The sequence below is a fragment of the Parvibaculum sp. genome (genome assembly GCF_019635935.1).
Taxonomy (GTDB): Bacteria; Pseudomonadota; Alphaproteobacteria; order Parvibaculales; family Parvibaculaceae; genus Parvibaculum.
The window spans coordinates 924,012-948,561 of record NZ_JAHBYN010000001.1 but is presented as its reverse complement, the minus strand read 5'-3'; the positions used below and the strand labels follow the sequence as shown (position 1 = coordinate 948,561).

At 58.2% G+C, this 24,550-nt stretch carries 31 protein-coding genes; 11 read left to right on the top strand and 20 right to left on the bottom strand.

The features are described from left to right. Positions 1-303 precede the first annotated feature (303 nt). From KF719_RS04820 to KF719_RS04780, 9 genes are all read right to left on the bottom strand, one after another. Positions 304-1,122 carry a YggS family pyridoxal phosphate-dependent enzyme gene (locus KF719_RS04820; RefSeq protein ID WP_293507519.1) on the bottom strand — a complete coding sequence of 273 codons (819 nt, stop codon included), beginning with the start codon at positions 1,120-1,122 and terminating at the stop codon, positions 304-306. A 21-nt stretch (positions 1,123-1,143) separates the two neighbouring features. After that, on the bottom strand, positions 1,144-1,680 hold the full coding sequence (locus KF719_RS04815; RefSeq protein ID WP_293507517.1) for a redoxin domain-containing protein: 537 nt from the start codon (positions 1,678-1,680) through the stop codon (positions 1,144-1,146). Between the two features lie 68 nt (positions 1,681-1,748). Further along, positions 1,749-2,294, bottom strand: a complete 546-nt coding sequence (locus KF719_RS04810; RefSeq protein ID WP_293507515.1) for a peroxidase-related enzyme — start codon at positions 2,292-2,294, stop codon at positions 1,749-1,751. Between the two features lie 88 nt (positions 2,295-2,382). Then, positions 2,383-3,102 carry a hypothetical protein gene (locus tag KF719_RS04805; RefSeq protein ID WP_293507513.1) on the bottom strand — a complete coding sequence of 240 codons (720 nt, stop codon included), beginning with the start codon at positions 3,100-3,102 and terminating at the stop codon, positions 2,383-2,385. A 16-nt stretch (positions 3,103-3,118) separates the two neighbouring features. Continuing rightward, entirely contained in the window at positions 3,119-3,793 is a 675-nt protein-coding gene (locus KF719_RS04800; protein WP_293507511.1) for a MarR family winged helix-turn-helix transcriptional regulator, read from the bottom strand. Between the two features lie 655 nt (positions 3,794-4,448). Next, complete coding sequence (locus KF719_RS04795) at positions 4,449-4,571, bottom strand: hypothetical protein (RefSeq protein ID WP_293507509.1); 123 nt, start codon at positions 4,569-4,571, stop codon at positions 4,449-4,451. A 21-nt stretch (positions 4,572-4,592) separates the two neighbouring features. Beyond that, positions 4,593-4,715, bottom strand: a complete 123-nt coding sequence (locus KF719_RS04790) for a transposase (RefSeq protein ID WP_293507508.1) — start codon at positions 4,713-4,715, stop codon at positions 4,593-4,595. A 155-nt stretch (positions 4,716-4,870) separates the two neighbouring features. After that, positions 4,871-5,197, bottom strand: a complete 327-nt coding sequence (locus KF719_RS04785) for a 2Fe-2S iron-sulfur cluster-binding protein (protein ID WP_293507507.1) — start codon at positions 5,195-5,197, stop codon at positions 4,871-4,873. A 410-nt stretch (positions 5,198-5,607) separates the two neighbouring features. Beyond that, positions 5,608-5,841: a hypothetical protein gene (locus KF719_RS04780; RefSeq protein WP_293507505.1), complete on the bottom strand. Its 234-nt coding sequence runs from the start codon at positions 5,839-5,841 to the stop codon at positions 5,608-5,610. A gap of 89 nt (positions 5,842-5,930) precedes the next feature. On the opposite strand from KF719_RS04780, the gene KF719_RS04775 reads away from it, so the two are divergent. The 3 genes from KF719_RS04775 (at position 5,931) to gdhA (ending at position 8,181) form a co-directional block, all read left to right on the top strand. After that, positions 5,931-6,284 carry a hypothetical protein gene (locus KF719_RS04775; RefSeq protein WP_293507504.1) on the top strand — a complete coding sequence of 118 codons (354 nt, stop codon included), beginning with the start codon at positions 5,931-5,933 and terminating at the stop codon, positions 6,282-6,284. Between the two features lie 13 nt (positions 6,285-6,297). Then, positions 6,298-6,726 (top strand): organic hydroperoxide resistance protein, encoded by a 429-nt coding sequence (locus KF719_RS04770; protein ID WP_293507503.1) that lies wholly within the window; start codon positions 6,298-6,300, stop codon positions 6,724-6,726. 105 nt (positions 6,727-6,831) lie between these two features. Next, positions 6,832-8,181, top strand: a complete 1,350-nt coding sequence (gene gdhA / locus KF719_RS04765; protein WP_293507502.1) for an NADP-specific glutamate dehydrogenase — start codon at positions 6,832-6,834, stop codon at positions 8,179-8,181. A gap of 38 nt (positions 8,182-8,219) precedes the next feature. Here the strand turns inward: gdhA and KF719_RS04760 are convergent, their stop codons facing one another. Beyond that, a complete protein-coding gene (locus tag KF719_RS04760) occupies positions 8,220-9,395 on the bottom strand; it encodes an NnrS family protein (protein ID WP_293507501.1) in 1,176 nt (391 codons plus the stop codon). 193 nt (positions 9,396-9,588) lie between these two features. On the opposite strand from KF719_RS04760, the gene KF719_RS04755 reads away from it, so the two are divergent. Further along, complete coding sequence (locus KF719_RS04755; RefSeq protein WP_293507500.1) at positions 9,589-10,098, top strand: Rrf2 family transcriptional regulator; 510 nt, start codon at positions 9,589-9,591, stop codon at positions 10,096-10,098. A 77-nt stretch (positions 10,099-10,175) separates the two neighbouring features. Continuing rightward, positions 10,176-10,514 (top strand): ferredoxin FdxA, encoded by a 339-nt coding sequence (fdxA, locus tag KF719_RS04750; protein ID WP_293507499.1) that lies wholly within the window; start codon positions 10,176-10,178, stop codon positions 10,512-10,514. 81 nt (positions 10,515-10,595) lie between these two features. Here the strand turns inward: fdxA and KF719_RS04745 are convergent, their stop codons facing one another. The 3 genes from KF719_RS04745 to KF719_RS04735 all read right to left on the bottom strand — a co-directional run bounded on the left by KF719_RS04745 (position 10,596) and on the right by KF719_RS04735 (position 12,654). Further along, positions 10,596-11,267 (bottom strand): superoxide dismutase, encoded by a 672-nt coding sequence (locus tag KF719_RS04745; protein WP_293507498.1) that lies wholly within the window; start codon positions 11,265-11,267, stop codon positions 10,596-10,598. Between the two features lie 71 nt (positions 11,268-11,338). Continuing rightward, entirely contained in the window at positions 11,339-11,977 is a 639-nt protein-coding gene (locus KF719_RS04740; RefSeq protein ID WP_293507497.1) for a carbonic anhydrase, read from the bottom strand. Positions 11,978-12,015: 38 nt separating this feature from the next. Continuing rightward, positions 12,016-12,654 carry a peroxiredoxin gene (locus tag KF719_RS04735; protein WP_293507496.1) on the bottom strand — a complete coding sequence of 213 codons (639 nt, stop codon included), beginning with the start codon at positions 12,652-12,654 and terminating at the stop codon, positions 12,016-12,018. Positions 12,655-13,084: 430 nt separating this feature from the next. Between KF719_RS04735 and KF719_RS04730 the strand changes: the two genes are divergently transcribed. The 5 genes from KF719_RS04730 (at position 13,085) to metB (ending at position 19,332) form a co-directional block, all read left to right on the top strand. After that, complete coding sequence (locus tag KF719_RS04730; protein ID WP_293507495.1) at positions 13,085-13,933, top strand: LysR family transcriptional regulator; 849 nt, start codon at positions 13,085-13,087, stop codon at positions 13,931-13,933. Further along, on the top strand, positions 13,930-14,442 hold the full coding sequence (locus tag KF719_RS04725) for a DUF6306 domain-containing protein (protein WP_293507494.1): 513 nt from the start codon (positions 13,930-13,932) through the stop codon (positions 14,440-14,442). The genes KF719_RS04730 and KF719_RS04725 overlap by 4 nt, the downstream gene beginning before the upstream one ends. Before the next feature lie 230 nt (positions 14,443-14,672). Continuing rightward, on the top strand, positions 14,673-16,448 hold the full coding sequence (locus tag KF719_RS04720; RefSeq protein WP_293507493.1) for an assimilatory sulfite reductase (NADPH) flavoprotein subunit: 1,776 nt from the start codon (positions 14,673-14,675) through the stop codon (positions 16,446-16,448). A gap of 9 nt (positions 16,449-16,457) precedes the next feature. Then, complete coding sequence (locus KF719_RS04715) at positions 16,458-18,173, top strand: NADPH-dependent assimilatory sulfite reductase hemoprotein subunit (RefSeq protein WP_293507492.1); 1,716 nt, start codon at positions 16,458-16,460, stop codon at positions 18,171-18,173. Then, positions 18,166-19,332, top strand: coding sequence for a cystathionine gamma-synthase (gene metB, locus KF719_RS04710; protein WP_293507491.1), 1,167 nt, complete (start codon positions 18,166-18,168; stop codon positions 19,330-19,332). Before KF719_RS04715 ends, metB begins: the two co-directional genes overlap by 8 nt. Positions 19,333-19,391: 59 nt before the next feature. Here the strand turns inward: metB and KF719_RS04705 are convergent, their stop codons facing one another. From KF719_RS04705 to folE, 3 genes are all read right to left on the bottom strand, one after another. Beyond that, positions 19,392-19,724 (bottom strand): amicyanin, encoded by a 333-nt coding sequence (locus KF719_RS04705; protein WP_293507490.1) that lies wholly within the window; start codon positions 19,722-19,724, stop codon positions 19,392-19,394. Between the two features lie 2 nt (positions 19,725-19,726). Next, positions 19,727-20,248: a DUF4142 domain-containing protein gene (locus KF719_RS04700; protein WP_293510582.1), complete on the bottom strand. Its 522-nt coding sequence runs from the start codon at positions 20,246-20,248 to the stop codon at positions 19,727-19,729. A gap of 85 nt (positions 20,249-20,333) precedes the next feature. After that, on the bottom strand, positions 20,334-20,981 hold the full coding sequence (folE, locus tag KF719_RS04695; RefSeq protein WP_293510581.1) for a GTP cyclohydrolase I FolE: 648 nt from the start codon (positions 20,979-20,981) through the stop codon (positions 20,334-20,336). Between the two features lie 156 nt (positions 20,982-21,137). Here folE and KF719_RS04690 point away from each other — a divergent pair, with 156 nt between their 5' ends. Then, positions 21,138-21,875, top strand: a complete 738-nt coding sequence (locus tag KF719_RS04690) for an RNA polymerase sigma factor (RefSeq protein ID WP_293507489.1) — start codon at positions 21,138-21,140, stop codon at positions 21,873-21,875. Between the two features lie 271 nt (positions 21,876-22,146). Here KF719_RS04690 and ccoS read toward each other — a convergent pair whose 3' ends face one another. From ccoS to KF719_RS04670, 4 genes are all read right to left on the bottom strand, one after another. After that, positions 22,147-22,377: a cbb3-type cytochrome oxidase assembly protein CcoS gene (gene ccoS, locus KF719_RS04685; RefSeq protein WP_293507488.1), complete on the bottom strand. Its 231-nt coding sequence runs from the start codon at positions 22,375-22,377 to the stop codon at positions 22,147-22,149. Between the two features lie 94 nt (positions 22,378-22,471). Then, entirely contained in the window at positions 22,472-23,290 is an 819-nt protein-coding gene (locus KF719_RS04680; RefSeq protein WP_293507487.1) for a DUF2189 domain-containing protein, read from the bottom strand. A gap of 210 nt (positions 23,291-23,500) precedes the next feature. Continuing rightward, entirely contained in the window at positions 23,501-24,379 is an 879-nt protein-coding gene (ccoP, locus tag KF719_RS04675; RefSeq protein WP_293507486.1) for a cytochrome-c oxidase, cbb3-type subunit III, read from the bottom strand. After that, the gene (locus KF719_RS04670) at positions 24,370-24,540 is read right to left on the bottom strand and encodes a cbb3-type cytochrome c oxidase subunit 3 (protein ID WP_293507485.1); all 171 of its coding nucleotides are present in this window, start codon (positions 24,538-24,540) and stop codon (positions 24,370-24,372) included. The genes ccoP and KF719_RS04670 overlap by 10 nt, the downstream gene beginning before the upstream one ends. Between the last annotated feature and the right edge of the window lie 10 nt (positions 24,541-24,550).

Here is a 24,550-nt window from a genome sequence, read left to right as displayed (position 1 = left end):
CATCGACTACGCTTATCGAGGCGGCCACCTTGGGGCCGGAGGATCGCCCGTTCATCGGGTCCGCTTCTGGCGCATTGCGGACTTTCCGCTTGTGCGGCCGACGACGCATTTCCCCCCGGTGCGGAGCGACATCAAACCTTCTCCGCGCTTTCTTGTCATGCACCAACGGGCCGGGCGTTTCGAAAGGGGGTGGTGGATGCGGGGGCGGTTCATGTCATCGCGGCGTATCCGGTCGTTGTTGGACGTACGAGGTGAACCCCGTCAGGACATCCGCAGCTTGATCTTGTAAGGAGATTGGACACATCAGGGAATGCCGCCCGTGCCCGGCCAGTAGTGGCTGTCGGGAGTGGGGCGCCGGCCAAAGATCGCCTGGCCCACGCGCACGACGTTGGCGCCCTCTGCGATCGCGGTCTCGAAGTCGGCGGACATGCCCATCGACAATGCGGTCAGCGCCGCGTTGCGCTTGACGGCCGCGTCCCGGAGGCGGCGCAGAAGCGCGAAGCAGGGCCGAACCTTCGCCGCGTCCGGACTGAACAGGGCGAGCGTCATCAGGCCGCGCGGCCTCAGCCGGGGGAACCGGTCGAGCGCATCGACGAAGGACAGGAGCGCATCTGGGTGGAGACCGAACTTGCTCGCCTCGCCGGAGGTGTTGACCTGCAGATAGACATCGAGAAAGCGATCCTCGCGCGCGAGCCGCGCGTCGAGCGCCGCGGCGAGCCGCAGGCTGTCGAGCGCATGGAATTCGCGGGCGAAGCGGGCCAGGTATTTGGCCTTGTTGCGCTGCAGATGGCCGACGATGATCCAGTCGATGGCGAGATCGCTCAGTGCCTCTCGCTTCAGTATCGCCTCCTGAATCTTGTTTTCGCCGAAGGACCGCAGGCCGGCCTCGAAGGCGAGCCGCAGCATATGCGCTGGCACCGTCTTGGTGATGGGCAGCATCCGCACGGAGGCGCGGTCCCGGCCGGCGCGCGCGCAGGCCTCGGCGATCCGCGCCTCGACCGATCCGAGATTGCGGCGGAAGGTGGCGAGCGGATCGGGGCCGAAGCGTTCGGCATCCGCGTGCGCCACCCGGCTTCGGTCCGTGTCCGGACATTGCGGGGTTTGATCTGCGGTCTCGCTCATGGCGCGGCCATCCCGGGTTCGTCAGGCGCGGGTCGGGGCGGCGCAGCCCGTTTGGTCGCAGCCCGTGGCGGTTGCATTGTCTGGTTCCCCAGCCGTCGGCGCCGCCAGAAGCGTGCCGATGATGCCACCGAGGCTGAGATCGTCGATATGACCGAAATGCTGAAAGTGGCGCAGGCCGTTGCGGTCGATGACGACCAGAGTCGGGGTTCCCTGCATGTCATAGGCCGTCATCGAGGCGGGCAGGCGGCCATCCTGCCGGTCGATGCCGATCGGGAAGTCCAGACGATATTCATGCGCGAATGCGGCCAGCGCTTCGCGCGTGCCCTGCACATCGTGATGTTCGAACACGGTATGGAGACCGATAACGGCAACCCGGTCGCTCGGAAAAGCCCGGGCGATGCGCTGCGCTTGCGGCAGGCCATGCGAAACGCAACCCGGGCACAGCATCTGGAAGGCTTCGATGATCAGGACTCGGCCCCGGAAATCGGGAATGTCGAGCGGGCCGGCGCTGTTGAGCCAGCCGCTGGTCAGCAGTGGCGGTGCGGGGTGTGGGGTCATGGCGGGCGTCTCTCCGGATCGGAAGCCGGGGCCGGGCCGTCCCGCGGGAAAGCCCGGCCGCCGTCGGTTCAGGCCACGCGCTTCAGCGGGACGGCCGGGAAATCGACCGGAACGTCGAGCGCGACATTGATGTAGTTGGTGAAGAGATTGAGCGCGGCATGCGCGATGATCTCGACCACGCCCTCGTCGTCGAAGCCGGCCGCCTTGAGGGCGGCGACATCGGCATCGCTGACCGCCGCCCGGTCGCGGACGAGCTTCAGCGCGAAGGTTAGCGCCGCCTGACTGCGCGGATCGGCGGAGGTGCCGGCCTGGGCCGCCGCGATTTCGTCGGCCGAAGCGCCGGCCTTGCGGCCCAGCGCCGTATGCGCGGCCAGGCAGTATTCGCAGCGATTGGCGTTTGCGATCGCCACGGCGATCTCCTCGCCCAGCCGCGCGCCGAGCTTGCCGCCGGAAAGGGCGCCGAACGCGCCCCACATGCTGTTGAGTGCGGCCGGCGAGTTGGCGACCGCCCTGAACATGTTCGGGACGACGCCGAAGGCGCCGTTGATCCGCTCGAGCGTCGGCTTGATCGCGTCGGAAGACGAGGCTGGATCGATGAGTTTGACGTGTGCCATAGTGATGTTTCCTTCTCTGATGCTTGGAGGGGGAATCTTCGGAGCGGTCCGGCGATGGCAGTCGCCGGGCCGCTTTCGTGTTCCGGCGTCAATTGCCGGGAACCACCTTGCCCGGCAGTGACAGGTCGCCGGATGCAACCTTGAAGACGTCGGCGACGCACAGAAGCGGCGCATGGAGATTGGCGTCGACCCGGAGGCCGGCGGTCACGCCGTCGAACGAGGCGCTGGCGATCGCGCCGATCGCCTCGAGCGGAATGTGGACCTCGACGATATCGGCGGCCAGCTCGGTCTTGTATTCGGGGCTGTCGATCAGGATCGGCGCGCCGGGCCAGGTTTCCGGGAGCCGGGGCGTCGTGCCCGCGGGAATGTCCCGCACCTTGAGGCCGCCGCCGCAGGCCGCATCCTCGGCGAGAACGACCCAGTGCGGATGCCAGCGGTCGCGGTTCTTGCCGCCATAGGCCGCGTCGTCGAAATCGGGATGGAAGGTGACGGCAAGGGCGACGATGCCCTGGTCCCGCTCGAAACCGACGTCCCATGAATTGAGCGTGGTCGGCCAGACATAGGCATAGACCTCCGAACCGGCGAACGCCCCGGTCGCCTGCGGCGTCGCCTTTCCGGCGTCGGCGCGGACGCGCGTGCGAAAGATCGCATGGCCGTGATCGGTGACGATGCGCGTTTCGACGATGTCGAACGGGGCCATGACCGCCGGGTCGCTCGGTGCCGCGATCTCGTGCGCGGCGGCACCCGCCGTCGCGCAGACCAGCGCCGCCGTCGCGAGGCCAGGGCCCCGCATCTTCCTGATTCTCATGATGCTGTTCTCCTTCTCAGCTTTCCGGTTGGGCTTGGAGGGGCGGCGATCCTTTGGTGAAGCGCGTCCAGGTGGCAGCCTGAACGGCGGGATCGGCCGCTTGATGTTCGCCGCAATCGAGCCGGAGATCCCGGCCGCCGATGGCGGCGTCCACGAAGGCGCAGTGATGGGTTTTTGCGGCCCGCGGATGGGCGTGCGGGCGGAAATGACGGCAGGAGACGCACATGCGCTGAAGCGGGATCGCGCCGGCGGTCTGCAACTGCCGGATCAGCGCGATCTGGGTCAGCAGCAGCTCCTCCTGGGCGGCGGACGGCAGCGCCTCCAGCGCCTCCGCGACCTGCGAGGCGGCCCGGGCGATCTCCGCGCCGGCTTCGAGTCCGTCGGGCGTCGCGCGCATGATCGCGGCCCGCGCGTCGCCGGGATCGGCGTCGCGCTGTACGAGACCCTTGCGGACGAGCGCGCCCAGCGTGTCGGCCATGCTCGCCGCGGAGACGGCGAGATGCGCGGCGATTTCCGTGGGCCTCAATCCGGCCGGCCGGCCGGCCAGCAGGCTGAGAACCTGCGCCTGGGCGGGGTTCAGTCCGGCCTCGCCGGCGGCTGTCCAGAGGTCGGCGCGCAGCACGAAGGCGATGCGGTCGAAACCGTCGCGCAGGCGGGCGAGGAGCGTGTCGGAGGTGTGGGCGTGATCCATGTGCCAAATATTTAGGAGTCCTAATAAGAAGTCAAGCGCCCTGCTGGCGGAGCGGCCGGGATCGCGTCGCTCGTCGCGTTACGCGATGCCGCGCGCGTCGCTCCGAGATCGAATCCGGCCAAGAGATCACCTAGCCGCGCCGACGCCAATCCGCTCGGTGTCGAATGAAAGGTAAAACCAGTTCGATCCGCAGGATGCGAAGAACACTTCTGACACAAAACGTGCCTTGAGAAGTGATGTAGTTCAACGATACACCTTTCCGTCACAGTTAGATTTATTGCGAAACGAGCCTCCAGCCTCTCAGACTGTACCGTGGCGGATGTCGGCGTACGGTCCTCCAAAAGCTTCGCCTTGACCTGTCCGTTCGGAGATTTTCTTCGTAGTTGCAGGCCCGTTTCGCGATAGAGCTGACAGACATGCTTTGCATACCCATGCAACCTGTCCCGCTGAAGGAGAACATGGATACGGCGACAGTCATATCGCACCCGCGTCTCCGCAATCATCCTGATCCGCTGCTTGAGAGTCGTCGGGTCGTCCCCTCTCGACCGGCAGTGATAGGTCGACCGGTCAACGTGTATCCCTCGGCACGCACGGCTTATGCTGACCTGTCAGACCGGTCGAACATGGTCGACCAGCCGCCGCTTCCGGGCAGGCCTCAGATTTTTCGGCGGATGACATCGTGCAGTATCTCCTTGTCCAGAGAGACGTCCACCACCAGCTTCTTTAGCCGCTGGGTCTCCTCTTCAAGCTGCTTCAGGCGCTTCATCTCAGACGGCATCAGGCCGCCATACTTCTTGCGTCAGTTGTAATAGGCCGCTTCGGAAATCTTCGTCTTCCGGCAGACATCCCCGGCCGTCGTCCTCTCCTCAGCCTGGCGCAAAATGAATGCCATCTGCTGCTCGCTGAGCTTCGTCTTCTTCATGGAGAATCCTCCGCCTCGCCAACGACGCCAGATTGGAATTTTCCAGTTTCAAACGGTCTGGCGTCCGACAGGAGCATGTCAAGCAGATCGAATGTCGAGAGTTGCTGTCGTGCGATTCTCGATTTCCGAAGGCTGAGGCAAAGCACGGAACGCATTTAATTCCAGCGTTGCCAATCAGGAATACGCAACCTAAGACCATCAAGAGTCTCTGACATGGCAAGTTGGCAACAAAGTCTGCTTTCGGATCTAGCATTGGGTGCAAAATCGAGAATGTCTTCTTCCATGCCGGACGCCATACCTACGCACTTCAGCCATTCTGGCTCAACGTAAACGTGACATGTGGAACAAGCGCAATTGCCGCGACAATTTGCGGATATGCCATCTATTTCGTTGGACACAGCCACGTCCATAATGTTTTCACCTGAATGTACGCTCAGCAACTTCTCGGTACCGTCAGGAAATATGAAGATTAATTGAAGCATATTCTGGTTCCGTGTATTGGACAAAACAGATACATGGAATCTGGTGTCCAAACGCTCCGCACACCAAACTACTTATCGCGAGCAGCACGCTCGGCCAGCGGAACGAATTTGCACCTCGTATCTATGCAAGAGCCTTGCAAGTCGATGGAAGTTCCAGCGTCCTGAACGACCAACACCAGATGAGTGCGTCGAGGACCGTCCAACGGAGTTCATCGTCCACGCTGTTGGGCGGGGACGAAGTAAGGCAGACTGCGAGAAGAAGAGTGCCATTACTCCCTGGAGAAGATTCAACCGCATTGCACGCTCCTATTGTTTCGCAGTGGCTCCAGAATGTCTGAGGTTGCCCGGGTCCGAGGCTGCGAGGTGTTGATTCGACTGAAAACCGTATTCATTGTCGCTGTGAGTCTGGCTTAATCGTCCATGAAGCGCTTCTTGATTGCGGTCACGCCGATTCCAGAAGAAAACTCGACAACATCATCATCTTTGGCAACGGCAAGCTCGATGAGCAATTTCTGCGTCGTAGCCAGGCCCCCACGACGAAGCAGGCGCGTTCCCCAATGCGCCAAGAGCCAGTGGCTCGGCATCTTCGATACGTCAAGGTTGTGGTCGGGAAGGGCGGATTTGTCATGAGCAGGGAAGTGCACTCCATGTCCTACGTTAAAAGATATATTGTAAATATATGTTATTGGTATTATAAAAGCAAAGAGATATGTTGGTCACAACGAGTTTCGACATGCGCAACAACGCCGCAGCTGATTCCGAAAGGGACATTCAGAGCAAACGAACGTCGGACGAGAGCCCGACCCAAGTCGGCCACGCCGAAACGACACGCCCCGCGGTGACTGACGTCAGTTCGAACGGCGAACGATACATGTCAGCGAACGGAGTTCTTCAGAGGATAGGACCAGCCAATCCGGACGAATGGGAGGCCATCGAGGGGAGGATTCAGAATGACTATGAGAGGTGTCATCCGGGCGACTCCTTGAGAGACCTCAGGCGTCGCGCGCGCTTCTCCAAGGAAGACAAAGGTCGTCTGCGCGATTGGATGAAAATCGGCGCGACCAGGCAAGCCGGCAACTCCAAGTAGAAAGGACAAACTCATGTCATCTGGTATTCTGTACACAGCGGTCGCAACTGCGAAGGGCGTGCGTGAAGAACACGTACGAAGTAGCGATGGCGTTCTGGATTTAGCGCTTACCATGCCGACCGAACTTGGTGGAGAAGGGGGAGCAAAAACCAATCCTGAGCAGCTGTTCGCGGCTGGGTATGCAGCATGTTTTGAAGGCGCGACAAGGCTTGCGGCCAGAGAGCAAGGGCTCTCATTGGGGCCCGATACTCAGGTAACAGCAAGAGTTGGGATCGGGCCTCGAACGCAAGGTGGGTTCTCGATTGCCGTGGAGCTTGAGGTCCGGCTTGATGGGCTCGAAGTCGATCAAAAGTCCGAGATTGTCGAAGTAGCTCACCAGAAGATCTGCCCCTATTCCCATGCGACAAGAGGAAACGTGAATGTTGACATTCGCATCGTCTGAATGCGGCGCAGAGACAAGCGACATCCCGGATTGCCGTGATTCGCGCGATATCCGGATCCGCTTGTACCCATCAACAGTCGCGACAACATTGGCAACGAAGCACAAATGACTTCAATCGATGAAAAGATCGAACCTATCTTCGCGGAAGTGCTGCGCAGAAACGCTGGTGAAGTGGAGTTTCATCAAGCCGTAGTGGAAGTGCTTAGCAGCATAGGCCGCGTTGTCGCAAAGCGCCCCCAGTACGCAAATAGTGCGCTTATTGAACGAATTTGTGAGCCTGAGCGGCAAATCATATTTCGCGTTCCTTGGATGGATGACCAGGGACGGCACCACATCGCCCGTGGATTTCGAGTGCAATTCAATTCAGCGTTGGGCCCGCATAAGGGGGGTATACGTTTTCACCCTTCAGTTAATCTCGGCATCATCAAATTTCTGGGTTTCGAACAGACATTTAAAAATGCGCTTACAGGGCTGCCGATCGGTGGTGGAAAGGGCGGCTCCGACTTTAATCCTCGCGACCGTTCGGATGGTGAGGTCATGCGCTTCTGTCAGTCGTTTATGACAGAACTACAGAGACATGTAGGGGAGTACACAGATGTACCTGCAGGCGATATTGGTGTCGGCGCTCGCGAGATCGGCTTTATGTTCGGCCAGTATAAGCGCATCACCAATCGCTATGAAGCTGGAGTTCTCACGGGGAAGGGGTTGATTTACGGAGGATCCAAGGCACGCAAGGAGGCTACAGGATACGGCGCGGCGACCTTTGTTCAATGCATGCTCCGTACAAGAAAGACAGATTTCTGCGGGAAGCGGGTTGTCGTCTCCGGCTCCGGTAACGTAGCAATCTACACAATGGAAAAAGTTCTCAGTCTCGGCGGGAAAATTGTTGCATGCTCCGATTCCAATGGGTTTATCGTCGATGACGACGGTATCGATCTCGATTTGGTCAAAGAGATAAAGGAGCAACGCCGCGAGCGTATTTCCGAATATGCGAGGGTCCGGAAGGGAGCATCTCGCTATGTCAGAGAGGGGAGCGTCTGGGACGTTCCTTGCGACGTTGCAATGCCTTCAGCTACCCAGAATGAGCTGACTGGAAAAGATGCGAGAAACCTGATCCGCAATGGCGTCGTAGCTGTCGGTGAAGGTGCGAATATGCCGTGTACACCTGACGCCATCTCGGCATTCAGGGAAGCCGGCATCTTGTTTGGTCCCGCAAAAGCCGCAAATGCAGGAGGGGTTGCCACCTCTGCGCTCGAGATGCAGCAAAACGCGTCCCGGGATAGCTGGACATTTGAACAGACCGAGAAACGCTTGAGCGAGATCATGATCGGTATTCACGATCTCTGTGCGGAGACGGCGGAAGAATACGGTTCGCCGGGAGATTATGTCCTCGGGGCGAACATTGCCGGCTTTGTGCGCGTTGCTGAGGCGATGGAGGCGCTGGGCGTCATCTGAAGGACCAGGTTCGACACCGCGTCCAAGTGAGAAGAAGCTCAGCGCCGTAAGAACAAGAGCATCGGGCTGTAAATGACCAGGAATCCGGAAAATGCCGCGATCCATGAAGATGCGGACAGAGCATAGAGTGTTAGCGATGCGTCGGGGAAGACGAGCTCTGCCAGCCGGAAGATGACTGCCATGACAGCACACAGATATACAAGCTGAGTTGTAAGGGGGGCCGTTAGTGGGTTTCCCGAATGGCCCCGAGTTGCGCGCGTCATAACTGCCAGTGTCATTATGCCCATCGCACCGGTCGTCCACGTATGAAGAGCAACTAAGGGAGAAATGGTGTCCGGCCATATCAGAGACAGCCCGACCAGCATGAACCCTAGAGGTACGAATGCATAGCCTACGTGGAGAACGAATACGAGAGGTTCATGCAACGTGCGCCATCCCGACCAACGCCCCAGACGCACCATATGAAGAATGCCGGAGACCAGCATGAGGAGGCAAGTGAGTATCGCTTCCGGAAAGAATGTCCACAGCGCGAGCGCAATGACACCGATGGCAAGCGCGACTTGATCAAATCCATTCATTTGTGCGGGGAGGTGGCGACTTTCTCTTCCTATAAGCCAGTTTCTCGTAAAGTTTGGAATGATACGCCCGCCGATCAACATGATCAGCAGAATGATGAGAGAGATGGAACCCCGTGTGGCAATCACGGCTTGCCCGTAGACGCTCATTTCCATGTGGAAAAGGATGTTGGCCAGAGCCAACACGAAAATGACAATGGCCAACCGCACATTGCTCTTGTTTTCGGCAGTCCGAACCTCGCGCAGTATCAGCAGGGCAAGGGCTGGAAGGAAAAGACTATCGATAAATGCCGCCACCCGGTAGTCGACCAGTCCCGTCAGGAGGAAGGCTGATCTTCCCGCAATCCAGAGAACAAAAATGGCAAGTAGTGAAGGGCCCTGCAAGGGAGGGCGTCCGGTCCAGTTGGGAACAGCGGTGAGCAGGAACCCCGCTATGATCGCACCGACATATCCAAACAGGAACTCATGAGCATGCCAGGAGACCAGCGGGAGTCCTAGAGGGGGATTGATCTGCCCGGTAATCATCCCGATCCAGAGCGCCATCGCTAGGACCGCCCATATCGAGCCTCCTAAGAAGAAGGGCCGGAAGCCGTACGTGAGGAAGAGCAATCCCCCTGTCCGTGTTGCTTCTGGCTTCATCTGAACCTCTACGCCCCAGCCTGAGTGGAAATAGCAAGATTGCGGTCGCGGTAATTAGATATATGTTAAATGTATCATATTGTTTTTTGAAGGGAAGTTATGATGCCGTTCGTCGCAGGGGGGGTGACTCAAGGAGCTCTGCCGCGGCTCAGGGGCGTTGGATTATCTTTGAGGCGAATGAAATGGGTGACTTATGCGTTTGACCACACTTTCGGACTACGCCCTGCGCGTTCTCATGTATGCCGCTGCCGAGAACGACCGACTGATTACAATTGATGAGACAGCGAAGGTCTACGACATCTCGAAAGCGCATCTGATGAAGGTGGTCAATATTCTGACTAGGGCGGGCTATCTGAAGAGTGTGCGCGGTAGGTCGGGCGGATTCATGCTTGCTATGCCGCCCGAGAATATCAGTCTCGGTGCGGTGATGCGGGCAACGGAACCTGATTTTGCTTTGGTAGAGTGTTTTTCTACCGGCAATCAATGTGTGTTGACCAGGAAGTGCGAGCTGGCGAGCGTTCTGAATGAAGCGCTAGTCTCGTTTGTTGCTACCTTGGACGGTTATACGCTCGCCGACATCGCCCTTAAGAAAAGAGATTTTCGCCGGCCGCCGCCGGCCGGCGACGAAACCCGCGGTCCTGACTTTAGAAACATCGGCACGAAGGGTGAAAAGACCCGCGGGCGTGTTCGAAGGACAGGCTGACGCAGCAGAAATTCCCAGAGTTTTTAACGTTCAAAAAGATATATTTGTAATATATCTGAATAACAGGGACGTTCGCGATGACGTATGTGGTTTCGGACAACTGCATCAAATGTAAGTTCACTGATTGCGTGGAGGTTTGTCCGGTTGACTGCTTTTACGAAGGCGAAAACATGCTTGTCATTCACCCCGACGAGTGCATCGACTGCGGTGTTTGTGTCCCCGAGTGTCCGGCGGATGCCATATTTCCTGATACGGACGCTGAAGCCACGCCGCAATGGCTGGAGCTCAATGCAGTGTTTGCAGAAAAATGGCCGAACATCACACGGAAGAAACCGCCTATGCCTGAAGCAGACGCGTTGAATGGCGTTCCCGGCAAGTTGTCCGATTTTAGCCCGAACGCAGGTGAAGGAGATTGAGCGGAGAAAGTCTCGCGCTCGCTTCGCTGCGGCCGTAGGCTGGGGTGCAACGACATTCGAAGAGGCCGCGTAATAGGCTCCTCATCGTCGCGAGGTGTTTCCGGAATCTGTGAACACCCATCCACGAGCTTTTCCTAACGATGCTTCGTACTGTTTTTCGGCGAAATGCCAGTTGGCGAGATGATCCCACCACGTCAATAACCAGTCAGCGCGGTTATGGCGATAGTCAATGTAATAGGCGTGCTCCCAAACATCGCACGTCAACAGAGGGGTCAGGCCATCTTCGGTAATCGGGTTCCCGGCATCATGTGTAGCCGCCACTGAAAGATCGCCGTTCCGGGACACGAGCCATACCCAGCCGGAGCCGAAATGCCCGGTTCCTCCTGCGATAAATTGTTGTTTCAACGCCTCAATACTTCCGAAGTTCCGGGAGATCGCATCCCTCAACTTCCCATCCGGCTTTGTCGGCTGAGGGCTCATGCTCTCCCAGAAGAACGCGTGGTTCCATGCTTGCGCTGCATTATTGAACAGAGGGATGTCGGATTGGTATGAGGAACGAATGAGTGTTTCGAGGGTTGAAGGAGGGTTTTTGAGGTTTTCGACAAGACGATTCAGAGTTTCGACATAGCGGGTGTGATGTCTGCTGTAGTGGGTATCAATAGCTTCAGACGACAAATAGGGAGACAACGCATTGAGCTCATAGGGAAGATGGGGAAGAGAGAATATTTCGTGTGTTTCATCTCTATCTGTCATCAACAAAGCTCCTGATAGTTGGCCGGTGGGATGAGTGGCATGAAGACAAGCCGCATGGCGGCGGTAGATATCTATATCGTGCCCCGTTGCCGCCCTGGAGATACCGGAGTGCAGACTCTTTTCAGGAGTCCGTCTGCGATTTCGTATACCCATCCATGTAAGGTCAGATCCGCGTCTCGGGCCCAGGCGGCACCTACAATTGGGTTGAGTACGAGTGCTTCAACCTGGGCGAGAACATTGAGATCGCAAAGCGCGTTCGGGTGCGGGGCTTCGCCTGAAGGGGAGTTATGCAGGAGACGTTTGCGTAGTTCACGCACTGGAATGAGCCAGCGGCCAATTTCGCAATCTGTTTGGTCACTTGTCGCGGCAGCAATACCGCCACAACCGTAGTGTCCGACCACGATGATATGACGAACTTGAAGTACGTCGACGGCGAACTCTAGCGCCGCAGAGAAATTTGGATCGGAAACATTGGCCAAATTTGCGACGTTGCGGTGGACGAACATCTCGCCAGGATCAAGGTCGACAATTTCCGTCGCGGGAACGCGGCTGTCTGAACATCCGATCCAGAAGTAGTGTGGATTTTGTTGGCTAACGAGACGCTTGAAGAAGCCCGGATCAGACCTTGTCTTGCGTTCTGCCCAAGCTCTGTTTCGCTTGAACAGGTTTGAGATGTCGGCGCTATCCTTCCCGACAGCGGCGAACTTCACCTCTTGCTCCCCCATCAACTCAGACGGTTGACGCATGGCTATTTGAGTGGTTGCAGATCGACCATACGCAGATAAGGCTTCAGTGTTTTGTAGCCCTGCGGAAATTGTCTCGAGGCTTCTTCGTCGGACAACTTTGGAGAAATGACTACTGATTGCCCGGGCTTCCAGTTAACCGGCGTGGCTATGCTCCGTGAGTCTGTCAACTGAAGACTGTCGATGGCGCGCAAGATCTCCGCGAAGTTTCGGCCGGTGCTGGGCGGATAGGTAAGTATCAATCGGACCTTTCGCGATGGATCGATTACGAAGACGGAGCGAACAGTCACCGTAGGGTCGCTCTCAGGATGGATCATGTCGTAGAGCTTCGACACGCGCCCGTCCGGATCGGCAATCATCGGAAAATCGAGCGCGTGGCCCTGCGTTTCCGCAATGTCTTCTTCCCATTTGTGATGCGCCTCGACTGGATCCACCGACAGCCCGATCGGCTTCACATCGCGCTTGTCCCACTCGGGGCGCAGCCGTGCAACTTCGCCAAGCTCCGTGGTGCAGACGGGCGTGAAATTCTTCGGATGGCTGAACAGCACGGCCCAGCTCGAACCGATCCAATCGTGAAAACGGATCTGGCCGTGCGTGCTGTCCTGTTCGAAATCCGGGGCGATCTGTCCGAGCTGGATGGTCATGGGGAGCTCCTTGTGTGCGAGACACGGAAAATGACGCATCCTTAAAGCGCAAACAAACGAATGTTATTGTAGTTTGTAATCATCATTGTTCATGAGTGAGGATCGACGCTTCGAGGGCTGAACAGCACCAGCACTAGGAACGCGACAGGTAATGCGATCAGGGTGGCGAGGTTGGCGTCCGAGGACCGTATCGCGCCGATTGCGACGCACAGACGTACGAGCGCGCTAACGGAAATGGGCGTGACAGCGAAAGCCGCGATCCAGTATGCAATCAAGCGCCACGGAAGTGGCGGTCTATCGGAGAGGTCTGGATCGTGACGGGTCATCGTGTACGGCAATCGCCTTGCAGTGGTGCCGCTCAAATATCCGCTTGCGAACCAAGAGCAAGCAAATGAATATAATTGTCTATTGAAATGAAAGTTGTTGCCGAATGGATATCGACGTCGCGCGGACATTCCTGGAAGTTGTGAAGACCGGCAGCTTTGTCGGCGCTGCGGCCAATCTGAATCTGACGCAGACGGCTGTGAGCGCCCGCATACGCGTTCTGGAGGACCGGCTCGACCGTCCGGTTTTCGTGCGCAACAAGGCGGGGGCGAGATTGACCCCCGCCGGCGAACAGTTCCTGCGTTTCGCCACCACCCTCGTTCAGGTGTGGGACCGCGCGCGCCACGCAGTCGCTCTGCCGCCGGGCCGGGATACGGTGGTCACTATCGGAGCTGAACTCAGCTTGTGGAGCCCTTTGCTCCGTCACTGGCTGTTGTGGATGCGCAGGGAATGTCCGGAGATTGCCGTTAGTACACAGATCGATACGTCCGAGCGCCTGATGGAGCAGGTTCAGGACGGCTCGCTCGATGTTGCGGTGATCTATGCCGCGCAAAGCAGGCCGGGTGTGATCGCGGAGCTTCTGTTTGAGGAGAAGCTCGTTTTCGTGCGAACCACACCGGCCAACAAACCACTCGCGCCGGAGGACCATGTCCGGATCGATTGGGGAGGGGAATTTGCCGCGAGCTATCAGGCTGCCTTTCCCGATCAACCGAACCCCGTGGTCTCGATCAGCTACGGACCATTGGCGCTTGAGTATATTCTGGCCACGGGTGGAAGCGGCTATTTCCGCAAGGGGTTTATCCGTCCCTATCTGGAGGAGGGCCGCCTCGCGCTCGTGCCGGACAGTCCAGAATTCTCGTATTCGGCCTATGTCGTGCATTCGACCAAGGCCGATCCGGGCGTGATGGCGCGCATTCGCAGCGGCCTGCGCGCGGCGGCGGAGATCGCGGTATGACGGATGAACCTTCCTCCCCGGCCTGTTATACGGCCGAGGCCGACGACGCCTATATGGGCTTTGCGCCGCGCGAGGAAATACTCCTAGTCCTGAATGAATTGCTGGAGGCGGAGCGTGCGGGTGCGCGTGTTGCGCTTGCGAGCGCGAGGGAGCTGACGAACGAAGACGAAATTGCGTTGCTGCGGGCCGTTCGCGACGACGAGGTCCGGTGGTGCGCTATGCTTTTTCGGTACATACGCAAGGCTGATGGTTTGCCGTCGCTGAAATGCGGCGCGTTTTTCGCGAAGGCCATGGCGATTGGCGATCTTCACGAGCGGCTGCATTTTCTGAATCGCGGGCAGTCCTGGGTGGCGCGGAAGCTGCGGGAGCTGATGCCCCGGGTTCGGAGCGACGAGCTGTACGGGGATTTGAAAAACATGCTCGAGAGCCATGAATCCAATATTGACCTGACGGATAGTTTCCTGAAGAACAGGCCAACCCCCGGTGGCGATACGCATTCGAACGGCTGAGTCCGGACCCGTTCTCGGGTCGGCGCTCCGTTGATATTCAAAAATTTGCTTAGAAACAAAAACAATATGCGTTTGTCTTGTGAAAGCAAACGACGCACATCTGCGCCTAGCGAAACGCGCTTCACGAAAACAGCTCCGGATCTGCCTGAGTGAGCGGGCAACGGCGCGGGGGAGGGGGAGCCAACTGCTGAGGTAGATGCAACGTGACCCGATCCGAGTTCCCGGGAAAGATGCTGACCCCTGAACAATCCCGCCTAGTTCAGGAACTGCTCCAGACAATCGGGCCGAAAGAAGCTCGTTGGCTCAGCGGATATTTCGCCGGAGTTGAGGTGGGTCTTTCTTCGTCGAAGCAATTCGTCGCGCCGGCACCGGCGGCTGCATCGGCGCGCAAGCTTTCTATCCTCTATGGAACGGAAACCAGCAATGCCGCCGAAGTCGCGAAGGGCCTTTCCGCAGCCCTGCAGACGAAAGGTATCGCAAACACACTGGCCGACATGGCAGAGTATAAGGTCCGGCAACTAGGTCAGGAAGAAGATCTCCTGATTGTTGTCAGCACATACGGGGAAGGAGACCCGCCGCAACCTGCCGTGGGCTTTTTCGAGTTTGTGGAAAGCCGCAAGGCGCCGAAACTCGATGGCACCCGCTTTGCGGTGCTCGCGCTCGGTGACTCCACCTACGAATTCTACTGCCAGGCAGGAAAGCGGCTCGATGCCCGCTTCGAGGAACTCGGCGCGACGAGGCTCGAGCCCCGGGTCGATTGCGATGTCGACTATGAGGAGGCTGCCGCCAACTGGACGGACAAGATTGTCGAGTTGCTGGCGGCTGAAGCGAGCACGGTTTCCGTTTCCACCGCGCGACTGGAAACGCCCGCCGCGTCTTCCGCTTCGAGCTACAACAAGAAGAATCCGTTTCCGGCGAGGGTGCTTGAAAACATTGTCATCGTCGGTCGGGGATCGACGAAGGAAACGCGGCATATCGAATTTTCTCTCGAAGGGTCGGGGCTCACCTACGAGCCGGGGGATGCGCTTGGCATTGCCGCCTCGAACGATCCCGCCGTCGTCGAAACGCTGCTTCAGGCTTTGTCACTGGCCCCGGATGAAGCGGTCGATTTCAAGGGAGCGCACACGACCCTCGGCGAGGCGCTGACGCATCGTTTCGAGATAACGGCCGCGACGCCCAGATTTCTCGACTATTGGGCCATGTTGAGCGACTCGGCCGAATTGAAATCGCTTCAGAGCGAGGATTGCGCCGGAGAACGTTCCGTCTTTCTCCACAACCATCATATTGTCGACATCGTGCGCCGGTTCCCGGTCTCCGATGTCATGTCGCAAGGGCTCTTGAGCGCATTGCGCCCGCTCCAGCCTCGTCTCTATTCGCTGGCGTCGAGCCTCGCGGCCGCACCGGACGAGGCTCATCTGACGGTCGCTCCCGTTCGCTACGAATTGCATGGAGAGCCGCGGGGAGGGGTCGCCTCCAGCCTGCTTGCAGATCGTGTCGCAGCCGATGATCTGTTGCCCGTCTATATCCAGAGCAATGCACATTTCCGGCTGCCGGCCGACGAAGTTCCCGCGATCATGATCGGCGCGGGCACAGGCGTAGCGCCATATCGTGCCTTTCTCCAGGAACGCGAAGCGCGCGGCGTCACGGGCCAGAGCTGGCTGTTCTTCGGCGAGCGAAACTTCCGCACGGATTTCCTGTACCAGACCGAATGGCAGAGCTGGCTGAAGGACGGTACGCTCACGCGCATGGACGTCGCCTTTTCGCGCGATCGCAGCGAAAAAACCTATGTTCAGCACCGACTCAAGGAACAGTCCCGCGAGGTGTTCGCATGGCTCGAGGAGGGAGCTCATGTCTATGTATGCGGCGACGCGGCCAATCTTGCGCCCGACGTGCATCAAACATTGATCGATATCGTCGCGTCCGAAGGACATAGCAGCCGCGATGCCGCCGAAGACTACGTCCGCTCCCTGCAATCGGATCACCGCTACCAGCGCGATGTCTATTGAGGCAACACAATGACCACGAGTACCGCCGACCGCAGCCGCGACCTCTCTCAATCCTACGACCGATTGAGCGCCGACGAGCGGATGAAGGCCGCGAGCGACTATCTGCGAGGTACGATTGCCGACGGGCTCCTGGACAGGATAACGGGGGCCGTTCCATCACCGGACGACGTGAAGCTGATGAAGTTTCACGGAATCTACCAGCAGGACGACCGCGACCTGAGAGACGAACGGCGCCGGCAGAAACTCGAACCCGCCTATCAGTTCATGATCCGCGTCCGGCTTCCGGGAGGCGTCTGCACCCCTGCGCAATGGTTGAAACTGGATGAACTTGCGCGTGCTCATGGCGGCGAGACATTGAGGCTGACGACGCGGCAGACCTTTCAGTTTCATTGGGTTCTGAAAGACAGTCTGCGCCCGATCATTCGCGGCCTGCACGAGACGCTGCTGGACACGGTTGCCGCTTGCGGTGACGACAGTCGCGGCGTGATGTGCACCGTCGATCCCCAAAGCTCGCGCTTTCATGCCGAAGTGGCGACGATGGCGAAGCGCGTAAGCGACCACGTCATCCCGAAGACGCGCGCCTATCATGAAATCTGGTACGGAGATGAACGTGTCGCTTCGTCCGAGCCGGAAGAACCCTTCTATGGCCGGACCTATATGCCGCGAAAGTTCAAGATCGGCTTTGCGCTTCCGCCGTCCAACGACATCGATGTCTATGCTCAGGATCTCGGATTCATTGCCATTGGTGGTCCCGAAGGCCTCGAAGGCTTCAACGTGGTCATCGGTGGCGGCATGGGGCGGACCGATCAAGCACCGCGCACCTACCCGCGTCTTGCAAGTCTGATCGGCTTTGTGCCGGTCGACCGTGTTGTCGCCTGCGCGGATGCTGTGATGGCGGTTCAACGCGACTATGGCGACAGGAAGGATCGCCTGCACGCTCGCTTCAAATATACGATCGACGACAAGGGACTCGACTGGATCAAGGCCGAGATCGAAAAGAACATGGGCGCCACTTTCGACGAAGCGCGCCCATTTGAGTTCGGGACCAACGGAGACAGCTTCGGCTGGAACACGACACCCGACGGATGCCATCACCGGACGGTTTTCGTGCAGGGCGGTCGCCTGACCCTCCGTCTGCTCGACGCCATGCGGGATATAGCGCGTGCCCACAAGGGCACCTTCCGCCTGACCCCGAACCAGAACCTCGTTATCGCGGGAGTGGAGGAGGGCGAGAAGGATGCTATTGAATCGCTTCTCGATGCGCATGACCTGTCGGAAGAGGGCATTTCGACGCTCCGCAAGAATGCTATCGCCTGCGTTGCCTTTCCGACCTGCGGCCTTGCAATGGCGGAAAGCGAACGCTATCTGCCCGACCTTTTGACGAAGATCGAGAAGATCGTCGAGCGACACGGCCTGGGCGATGAGGCCATAACGGTCAGGACGAGCGGCTGCCCGAATGGCTGCTCGCGGCCTTACATCGCCGAGATTGCTCTGACGGGACGCGCGCCGGGGAAATACAATCTCTATCTCGGTGGAGGCTTTCACGGCCAGCGCCTGAACCGGATGATCAGGGAGAATGTCGCCGAGCCCGCCATTCTGGAAGTGCTGGACGATGCCATCGGCCGGTATGCGCGCGAACGCGAGCCGGGCGAACGCTTCGGCGATTTCTGTATCCGCGCCGGAATCGTTCGCGAAGTAACCGAAGGGCGGTTCTTCAATGACTGACGGAGCTGCCGACGGTCCCAAACCGGAAACGATCGCGTCGTCCTATGGCGTTGCGAGCGATCCTTCCTACGCCGCCGTGGTGCCGCCGCTCTATCTTTCCAGCACTTACGCCTTCGCGGGATATGAGCAGCAGGGCCCCTATGATTACGGGCGCGCCGGGAATCCCACCCGCGACATGCTCGCGGAGGCCCTGGCCGCTCTTGAAGGCGGTGCCGGCGCCGTCATCACTTCGAGCGGGATGGCTGCGATCGATCTTCTGATCGGCCGTCTCCGCCCGGACGACCTGGTTCTGGCGCCTCACGATTGCTATGGCGGGACCATGCGCCTTTTGAAGGCCCGCGCCGGGCTCGGTCAGCTTCGGGCATGCTTCGTCGATCAGGGCGATATGCGCGAAGTCGGGCGCGCACTGGAGGGCCGTCCGGCTCTGATGATCGTGGAAACGCCAAGCAACCCGATGATGCGGGTCGTTGACATTGCCGCGCTCGCGGCGCTTGCGCACGAGGCGGGGGCGAAGGTTGCCGTCGACAACACCTTCCTGTCACCCGCCTGCCAGCGTCCGCTGGAACTCGGTGCGGATTTTGCCATTCATTCGACCACAAAATATCTGAATGGCCATTCCGACATTGTTGGTGGCGCCGTGATTGCCGCCGATCCCGGGCAGGCCGAAGAATTGGCATACTGGTCGAGTGTCGTCGGAAGCTGTGGCGCGCCTTTCGATGCGTGGCTGACGCTGCGGGGCCTGAGAACACTCTATCCGCGGATGCGTCAGCAGCAGGCGAGCGCCATGTCCATTGCGCGCTATCTGGCGGATCATCCCGCCGTTTCGAAAGTCTATTACCCCGGCCTTGAGAGCCACGACACGCACGACATCGCGCTTCGCCAGCAAAAGGGGTATGGCGCGATGCTGAGCTTCGAGCTTGAAGGCGGCGTGGAGGGGGTCCGGCGGTTCATCGAAGCGGTTAAACTCTTCACGCTCGCGGAATCGCTCGGCGGTGTCGAAAGCCTCGTCTCGCACCCCGCGACAATGACGCATGCCGATATGGGTGAGGAAGCCCGGGGCAGGGCAGGCATAAAGGAAACGCTCTTGAGGTTGTCGGTCGGCCTGGAAGCAGAGAGCGACCTCATTGCGGGATTGCAATGCGGTCTCGCTGCCTGCTGATCTACAAGGAAACATTGTTCTCCCGGAGGAGAGTTTTCCTCCGGGCGACAGGGCGCTTGTCACGCCGTGACCACAAGCGTCATGACCATGCCGGGATGGTAGCGGCAATAGACTTCCACCGTACCCGGCGTCTTGACGATCATGCTGTCCTGCGACTTGCGTGGAAGATCGATGTCGAACGATCCGTCGCGCGCCGTCGCGGTATGCTTCACGAGATCGATGTTCTTCCAGACAATCGTGTCACCGACATGAATCTCGGCCGGCGCGGCGCCGAACTTCATCTTGTCGATCTCGATCACATGAAGCTGTGCGTCGGTACGCGCGGCGACAGCGGGAGCAAAAGACGCTCCCGCCAATATCGCCAGCATCGTTCGACGGGAAATGAGGCGCACGGTTACTTCATCTCGTGAAGAAGGTGTTCCGCATGGCTCTGATGCTCCTGAAACAGGGCAAGTCCCGTCTCGAGAAGCGATTTCAGCTCGCTGTTTTGCGCATTGGGAATGAGAACGCCTTTGAGCGCCTCGTTCACGGCCTGGTGGTAGGCGACTTCGTTTTCGACATAGGCCCTGTCGAATTCACCGCCCGACAGCGAACGGAGGCGCTGTTCTGCTTCAAGGGCCTGATTGGCGAGCGAAGAGCTGACCGCATTCTCCTCCGGCGTGACGTTCAGGCGGCTCACAAGCGCGAGCGCTTCCTCGTTGACGGCACTGTGATCGTTCTCCATCAGCTCGGCGAAGGAACGCACTTTCGGGTCTTCGCTTTTTTCGAGCGCGAGTTTCGCGGCGGACACATCGATTTGTCCAGCGGTATAGGCGATATGCGCAATCTGCGCGTCATTCAGATGCGGCGCTTCCTGCGCCAGGGATATCGTGCTCACGAGTGAAAAGATAAAGGCAATTGCCGTATGTTTAAGCATGGTTCGTCTCCCGATGAATATTGCCCGGTTGCGGGCATATTCATTTGATGGGGCATTGCGGAAAAGGTTCCCGTATCGGGTGCTGTCAAACACCCAGGGCTTTCAGCACCTCGCGGCGGGCGAGTTCATTCTTGTAGGCGCCCTTGAACGACCTGGTGACGAGAGAACCATCATGTTTTCGAACACCGCGAGAGGTCATGCATGCGTGATCGGCTTCGATGACCACCGCCACGCCGCGAGGTTTGAGCACCTTGTCTATCGTGCCCGCAATTTCGGCCGTCAGACGCTCCTGTATCTGAAGTCGGCGCGCATAGGCATCGACAAGGCGTGCGAGTTTCGAGATGCCGACAACGCGGTCTCTCGGCAGATAGGCGACATGGGCAACGCCGCGGATGGGTGCCATGTGATGTTCGCAGGTGGATTCGAAAGGGATGTCCCGCAACACGATCATTTCGTCGTAGCCGCCTACCTCGCCGAAAGTGCGCTGGAGAATGGCGTCCGGCATCTGTGTGTATCCGGAAAACCATTCCTCGTAGGCGCGCACGACGCGTGCTGGCGTGTCCGCAAGGCCTTCGCGGGACGGATCGTCTCCAGCCCAGTTGATTAGTGTACGTACGGCGGTTTCGGCTTCTTCACGGCTGACGCGGTCGTGCTGCGCTAAGCATTTGCGCTTGCCGGCAAAGGTTTTGAGGGCAGGGGTATTGTCCGTCGACGGGAGAGGGCGCAAGGGCATGTCTTTTCTCGCTATTGAGAATGGGAATGCCCATTTGACGGAGAAGAGCCGGCAAGGTTCCCGAAATCCCTTTCCGGCCGGAAGGCAAAAAAAGGATGGATGCCGGGAACCCGTGTGGTCCTTTTTCATCTAATCTCTATTTGGGAGGATCACGTCATGCCGATTGCCCGGCCGATTGCTCGAACGGAAGCCGCGCCTGTTTATGCCGATATGGAGGAGCCTGAACTGGTCGCCCATGCATGCCGGGGCGAAAGCGACGCATTTGGCGTAATCATGCAACGATGCAATCAGCCCTTGTTCCGGGTCGCCCGGGCAATAGTGTCGGACGATTCAGAGGCCGAAGATGTCGTGCAGGAGAGCTATTTCAAGGCGTTTAAGGCCCTCGCAACTTTCCGCGGCGACTCGAGCCTCTCGACCTGGCTGACGAGAATCACGATCAACGAAGCTCGAGGGCGTTTGAGAAGCCGGAAAAAGACGGTGAATCTCGCGGAGGTAGAAGTTGCACAGAAGGAAGGTTCGCTGGTCATTCCGTTTCGGGGAGCGTATGTGATGGAAAATCCCGAAGCCGAGGTTGCCCGTAGCCAGATACGGACCCTCATAGAGAACGCCGTCGACGAGTTACCCGAACCGTTTCGCCTCGTTTTTGTTCTTCGGGATATACAAGACTACTCCGTAGACGAGACCGCTGCGTCCCTGGGAATCAAGCCTGAGACAGTAAAAACGCGTCTTCACCGGGCCCGCCGTCAGCTGCGGGTTCAGCTGAACGAGGTTTTTAGCTCCACCATGCAGGACGCGTTTCCCTTCCTCGGAGAACGCTGCGAGAGGATCAATCAGAGGGTTCTCACAATGCTCTCGGAGAGGCGCATCTGTCCGGAAAGTGATTTTCGGTCCTGATGTTGTTTGGTTTGGCCGCAGGCGGTGGGTGTTCTGTTGTCCATGATTTCGGTACGTGACCGGAGTGAAAGCAAAAAACTCCCAATCAACCCAGAATCACGCAAGCGACAGAGAAGAGAGTAATCATGAGCACGATCAGACTGGGGATGATAACAGCAGCCCCGAACAAACATGCTACCGCGGCAACCGGGTCGACTTTCAGCTTTGTGATGTCTGGCATGGGAGCATTCTCAATCTGACGGCAATCTCGGCGATACATGTGTCTATATGTTCAGATCATTTCTCGTACCCGCTGCGTATCGTCGAGGTCGCGTTCTTTTCCCGTGGGTGTGTGCGTGACCTTGTCCAGGAGTGGGTAGTCCTCCTGCTGATGGAGAAGAACACGTTCCGCCGCTCCATCCAGATCATCATATTGATCGCTTCCTATCGACCACAGAAATGCGCAAAGTGCCACGAACCCCATTGCCAGCGCTATTGGAACGAGCCACACTAAAACAATCATTGTACAGGGTCCTGTTGTCGAGATGTTGCGATCACCCAGAGGGATCGGCTCTTTGACTCAGGCGGAGCTCGGATCCAGTCCTCTATATATCGCCTTATTCCTCCGTTCGGGCGACAGCAAGATATGCGTGCCACGTCGCATGTCCCAACAGTGGAAAGACTACAATCAGCCCGATCAACCCTGTCAGCACGCATGCCGTGAAGAACGCAGCGACGATTATTCCCCATACCACCATTGGAATGAAATTGTTCCAGACGAGTGCCATACTCATCCCCATGGCTGTCATGGCATCGGTCGATTTATCGAGCAGCATGGGAATTGAAAAGACACTGATTGCGAAGGCAAATGACGCAAAGAGTCCACCGACGATCGTTCCGACGAAGAGCATTGCCCACCCGACTGGTTGTGTAAGGAGCAATTCCGCAATGTGATCTAGTCCCGGAAAGGGCCTCACGCCGAAGAAAAGGGCATAAATTAGAACGGCGGCCCGCATCCATAAAAGCATAAGTAGGCAGAACATTACGCCGACAAAATAAACCTGAGCGCCGGCACGGGGCTTGACCAGGATCATATGACTGAGCGTTACGTTCTTCCCGTCCCCCAGCGTCCTGCTTTTTTCATAGAGCCCAATGGCGAGAACGGGAGCTACGATCATGAATCCAGCAAGGGCGGGGAAAAGAATGTAATCCAGTCCGAAATAGATCAGCAACCAGACAAGGGTCAGGGAAATGAGAAATATCCCAAAGCCATAAGCAAGACTTAGACTCGGTCGGGTAGTCAGATCCCGCCAGCCCGCGCGCAACCATTGCAGGCTGATCCAGACCGGCAAGTGTCTCTGTAGCCGCTCGTTTCTCGTTTCGGCGATGCTGGAGGTTTGGCTCAACAAGCCATAGGAACTGTCGGCTTCGTTCATCAGTTGAATCTCCTCAGCAGGCAGATTTAGCAGCTCTGAACTTCCCTTCGTGACCGACCTCTTTGAGGTGCGGAACACAGTCTGGCCGAGACTCATACGCGACGTACACGAGATGGGCATTGGCGGCGACAAATAGCACCAGCGCAGCCGGTATGATTATCCAGACGAACAATATCTTGCTAAGACGGTTTCTCTCGAGATCCGTTGTCATTAGTCGTCCGTTCCCAGAGAGTGAACGTAGAGGGCGAGGATATTAATGCTCGCGGTGCTCAGCCGCTCATCCCATGCCGGCATATGTCCCTGTCTGCCTCCATGAACGGAATTCACGATCGTCTGTAAATCGCCGCCATACACCCAATATGGATCTGTCAGATTTGGTGCGCCGAGGTCACGGTTCCCACGCGCGTCCTCGCCGTGACAGGCCGCACAACTGGCGATGAAGACTTCCTTCCCGGCTTCGATTTTTCCGATATTTTCGCGCGTTGAATAATCTGCATGCCTGAGCGAGTAGACATAAGCAGCCACACTCCGCACCTCTTCGCGGTCAAGAATTCCATCGGCCCCAAATGACGGCATTTGAGCAAAACGGCTTTCGGGATGTGCGCTGTTGATCCCGACACGTATCGTCTCGGCGATGGTCTCGATATCTCCACCCCAAAGCCAGCCGTCATCTGTCAGGTCGGGATAATTGGCGCCGCCCTTTCCATCAACACCGTGACAGGCTGCACAGTTGTCTCCAAACAATTGATGGCCACTGCTTGCAACGATCGACATGAGTTCCGGGTCAGCCTGAATCTGCACGAAACTCAAGCTTTCCATCCTGTCCATCCAAAAAGAACGCTGAGCGGCTGATCTGGTCAGTTGTTCTTCAACCGTCTTGCGTTGATCGACGTCCAGAAGCCCTCTTGTGTAGGTCGTGCCAAGAGGCCAGGTCGGCATCAGGAACCACCAGAGCACCGCAAAAATATGTGTGACGATCAGGAAAATTAGCACGCCTTTGGGCACCGGCGTATCCAGCTCCTTGATGCCGTTCCATTCGTGCCCGGTCGTTTTTCGCCCGCTGATCGGATCGCGCTCTTCTACTGCCATGGCTTGTCTTCCGGATCGAGAATGCTTTTCTTGGCGTTGTTGAAACGCTTCCTGTTGGAGGGCCAGAACGTGTAGACGAGAACGCAGATTGCGAACGCCCACAGGTAGAACAACCCCCAGCTCTTCGAAAAGAAAACCAGAGTATCGTGATCGATTCCCATCACGCGTTCT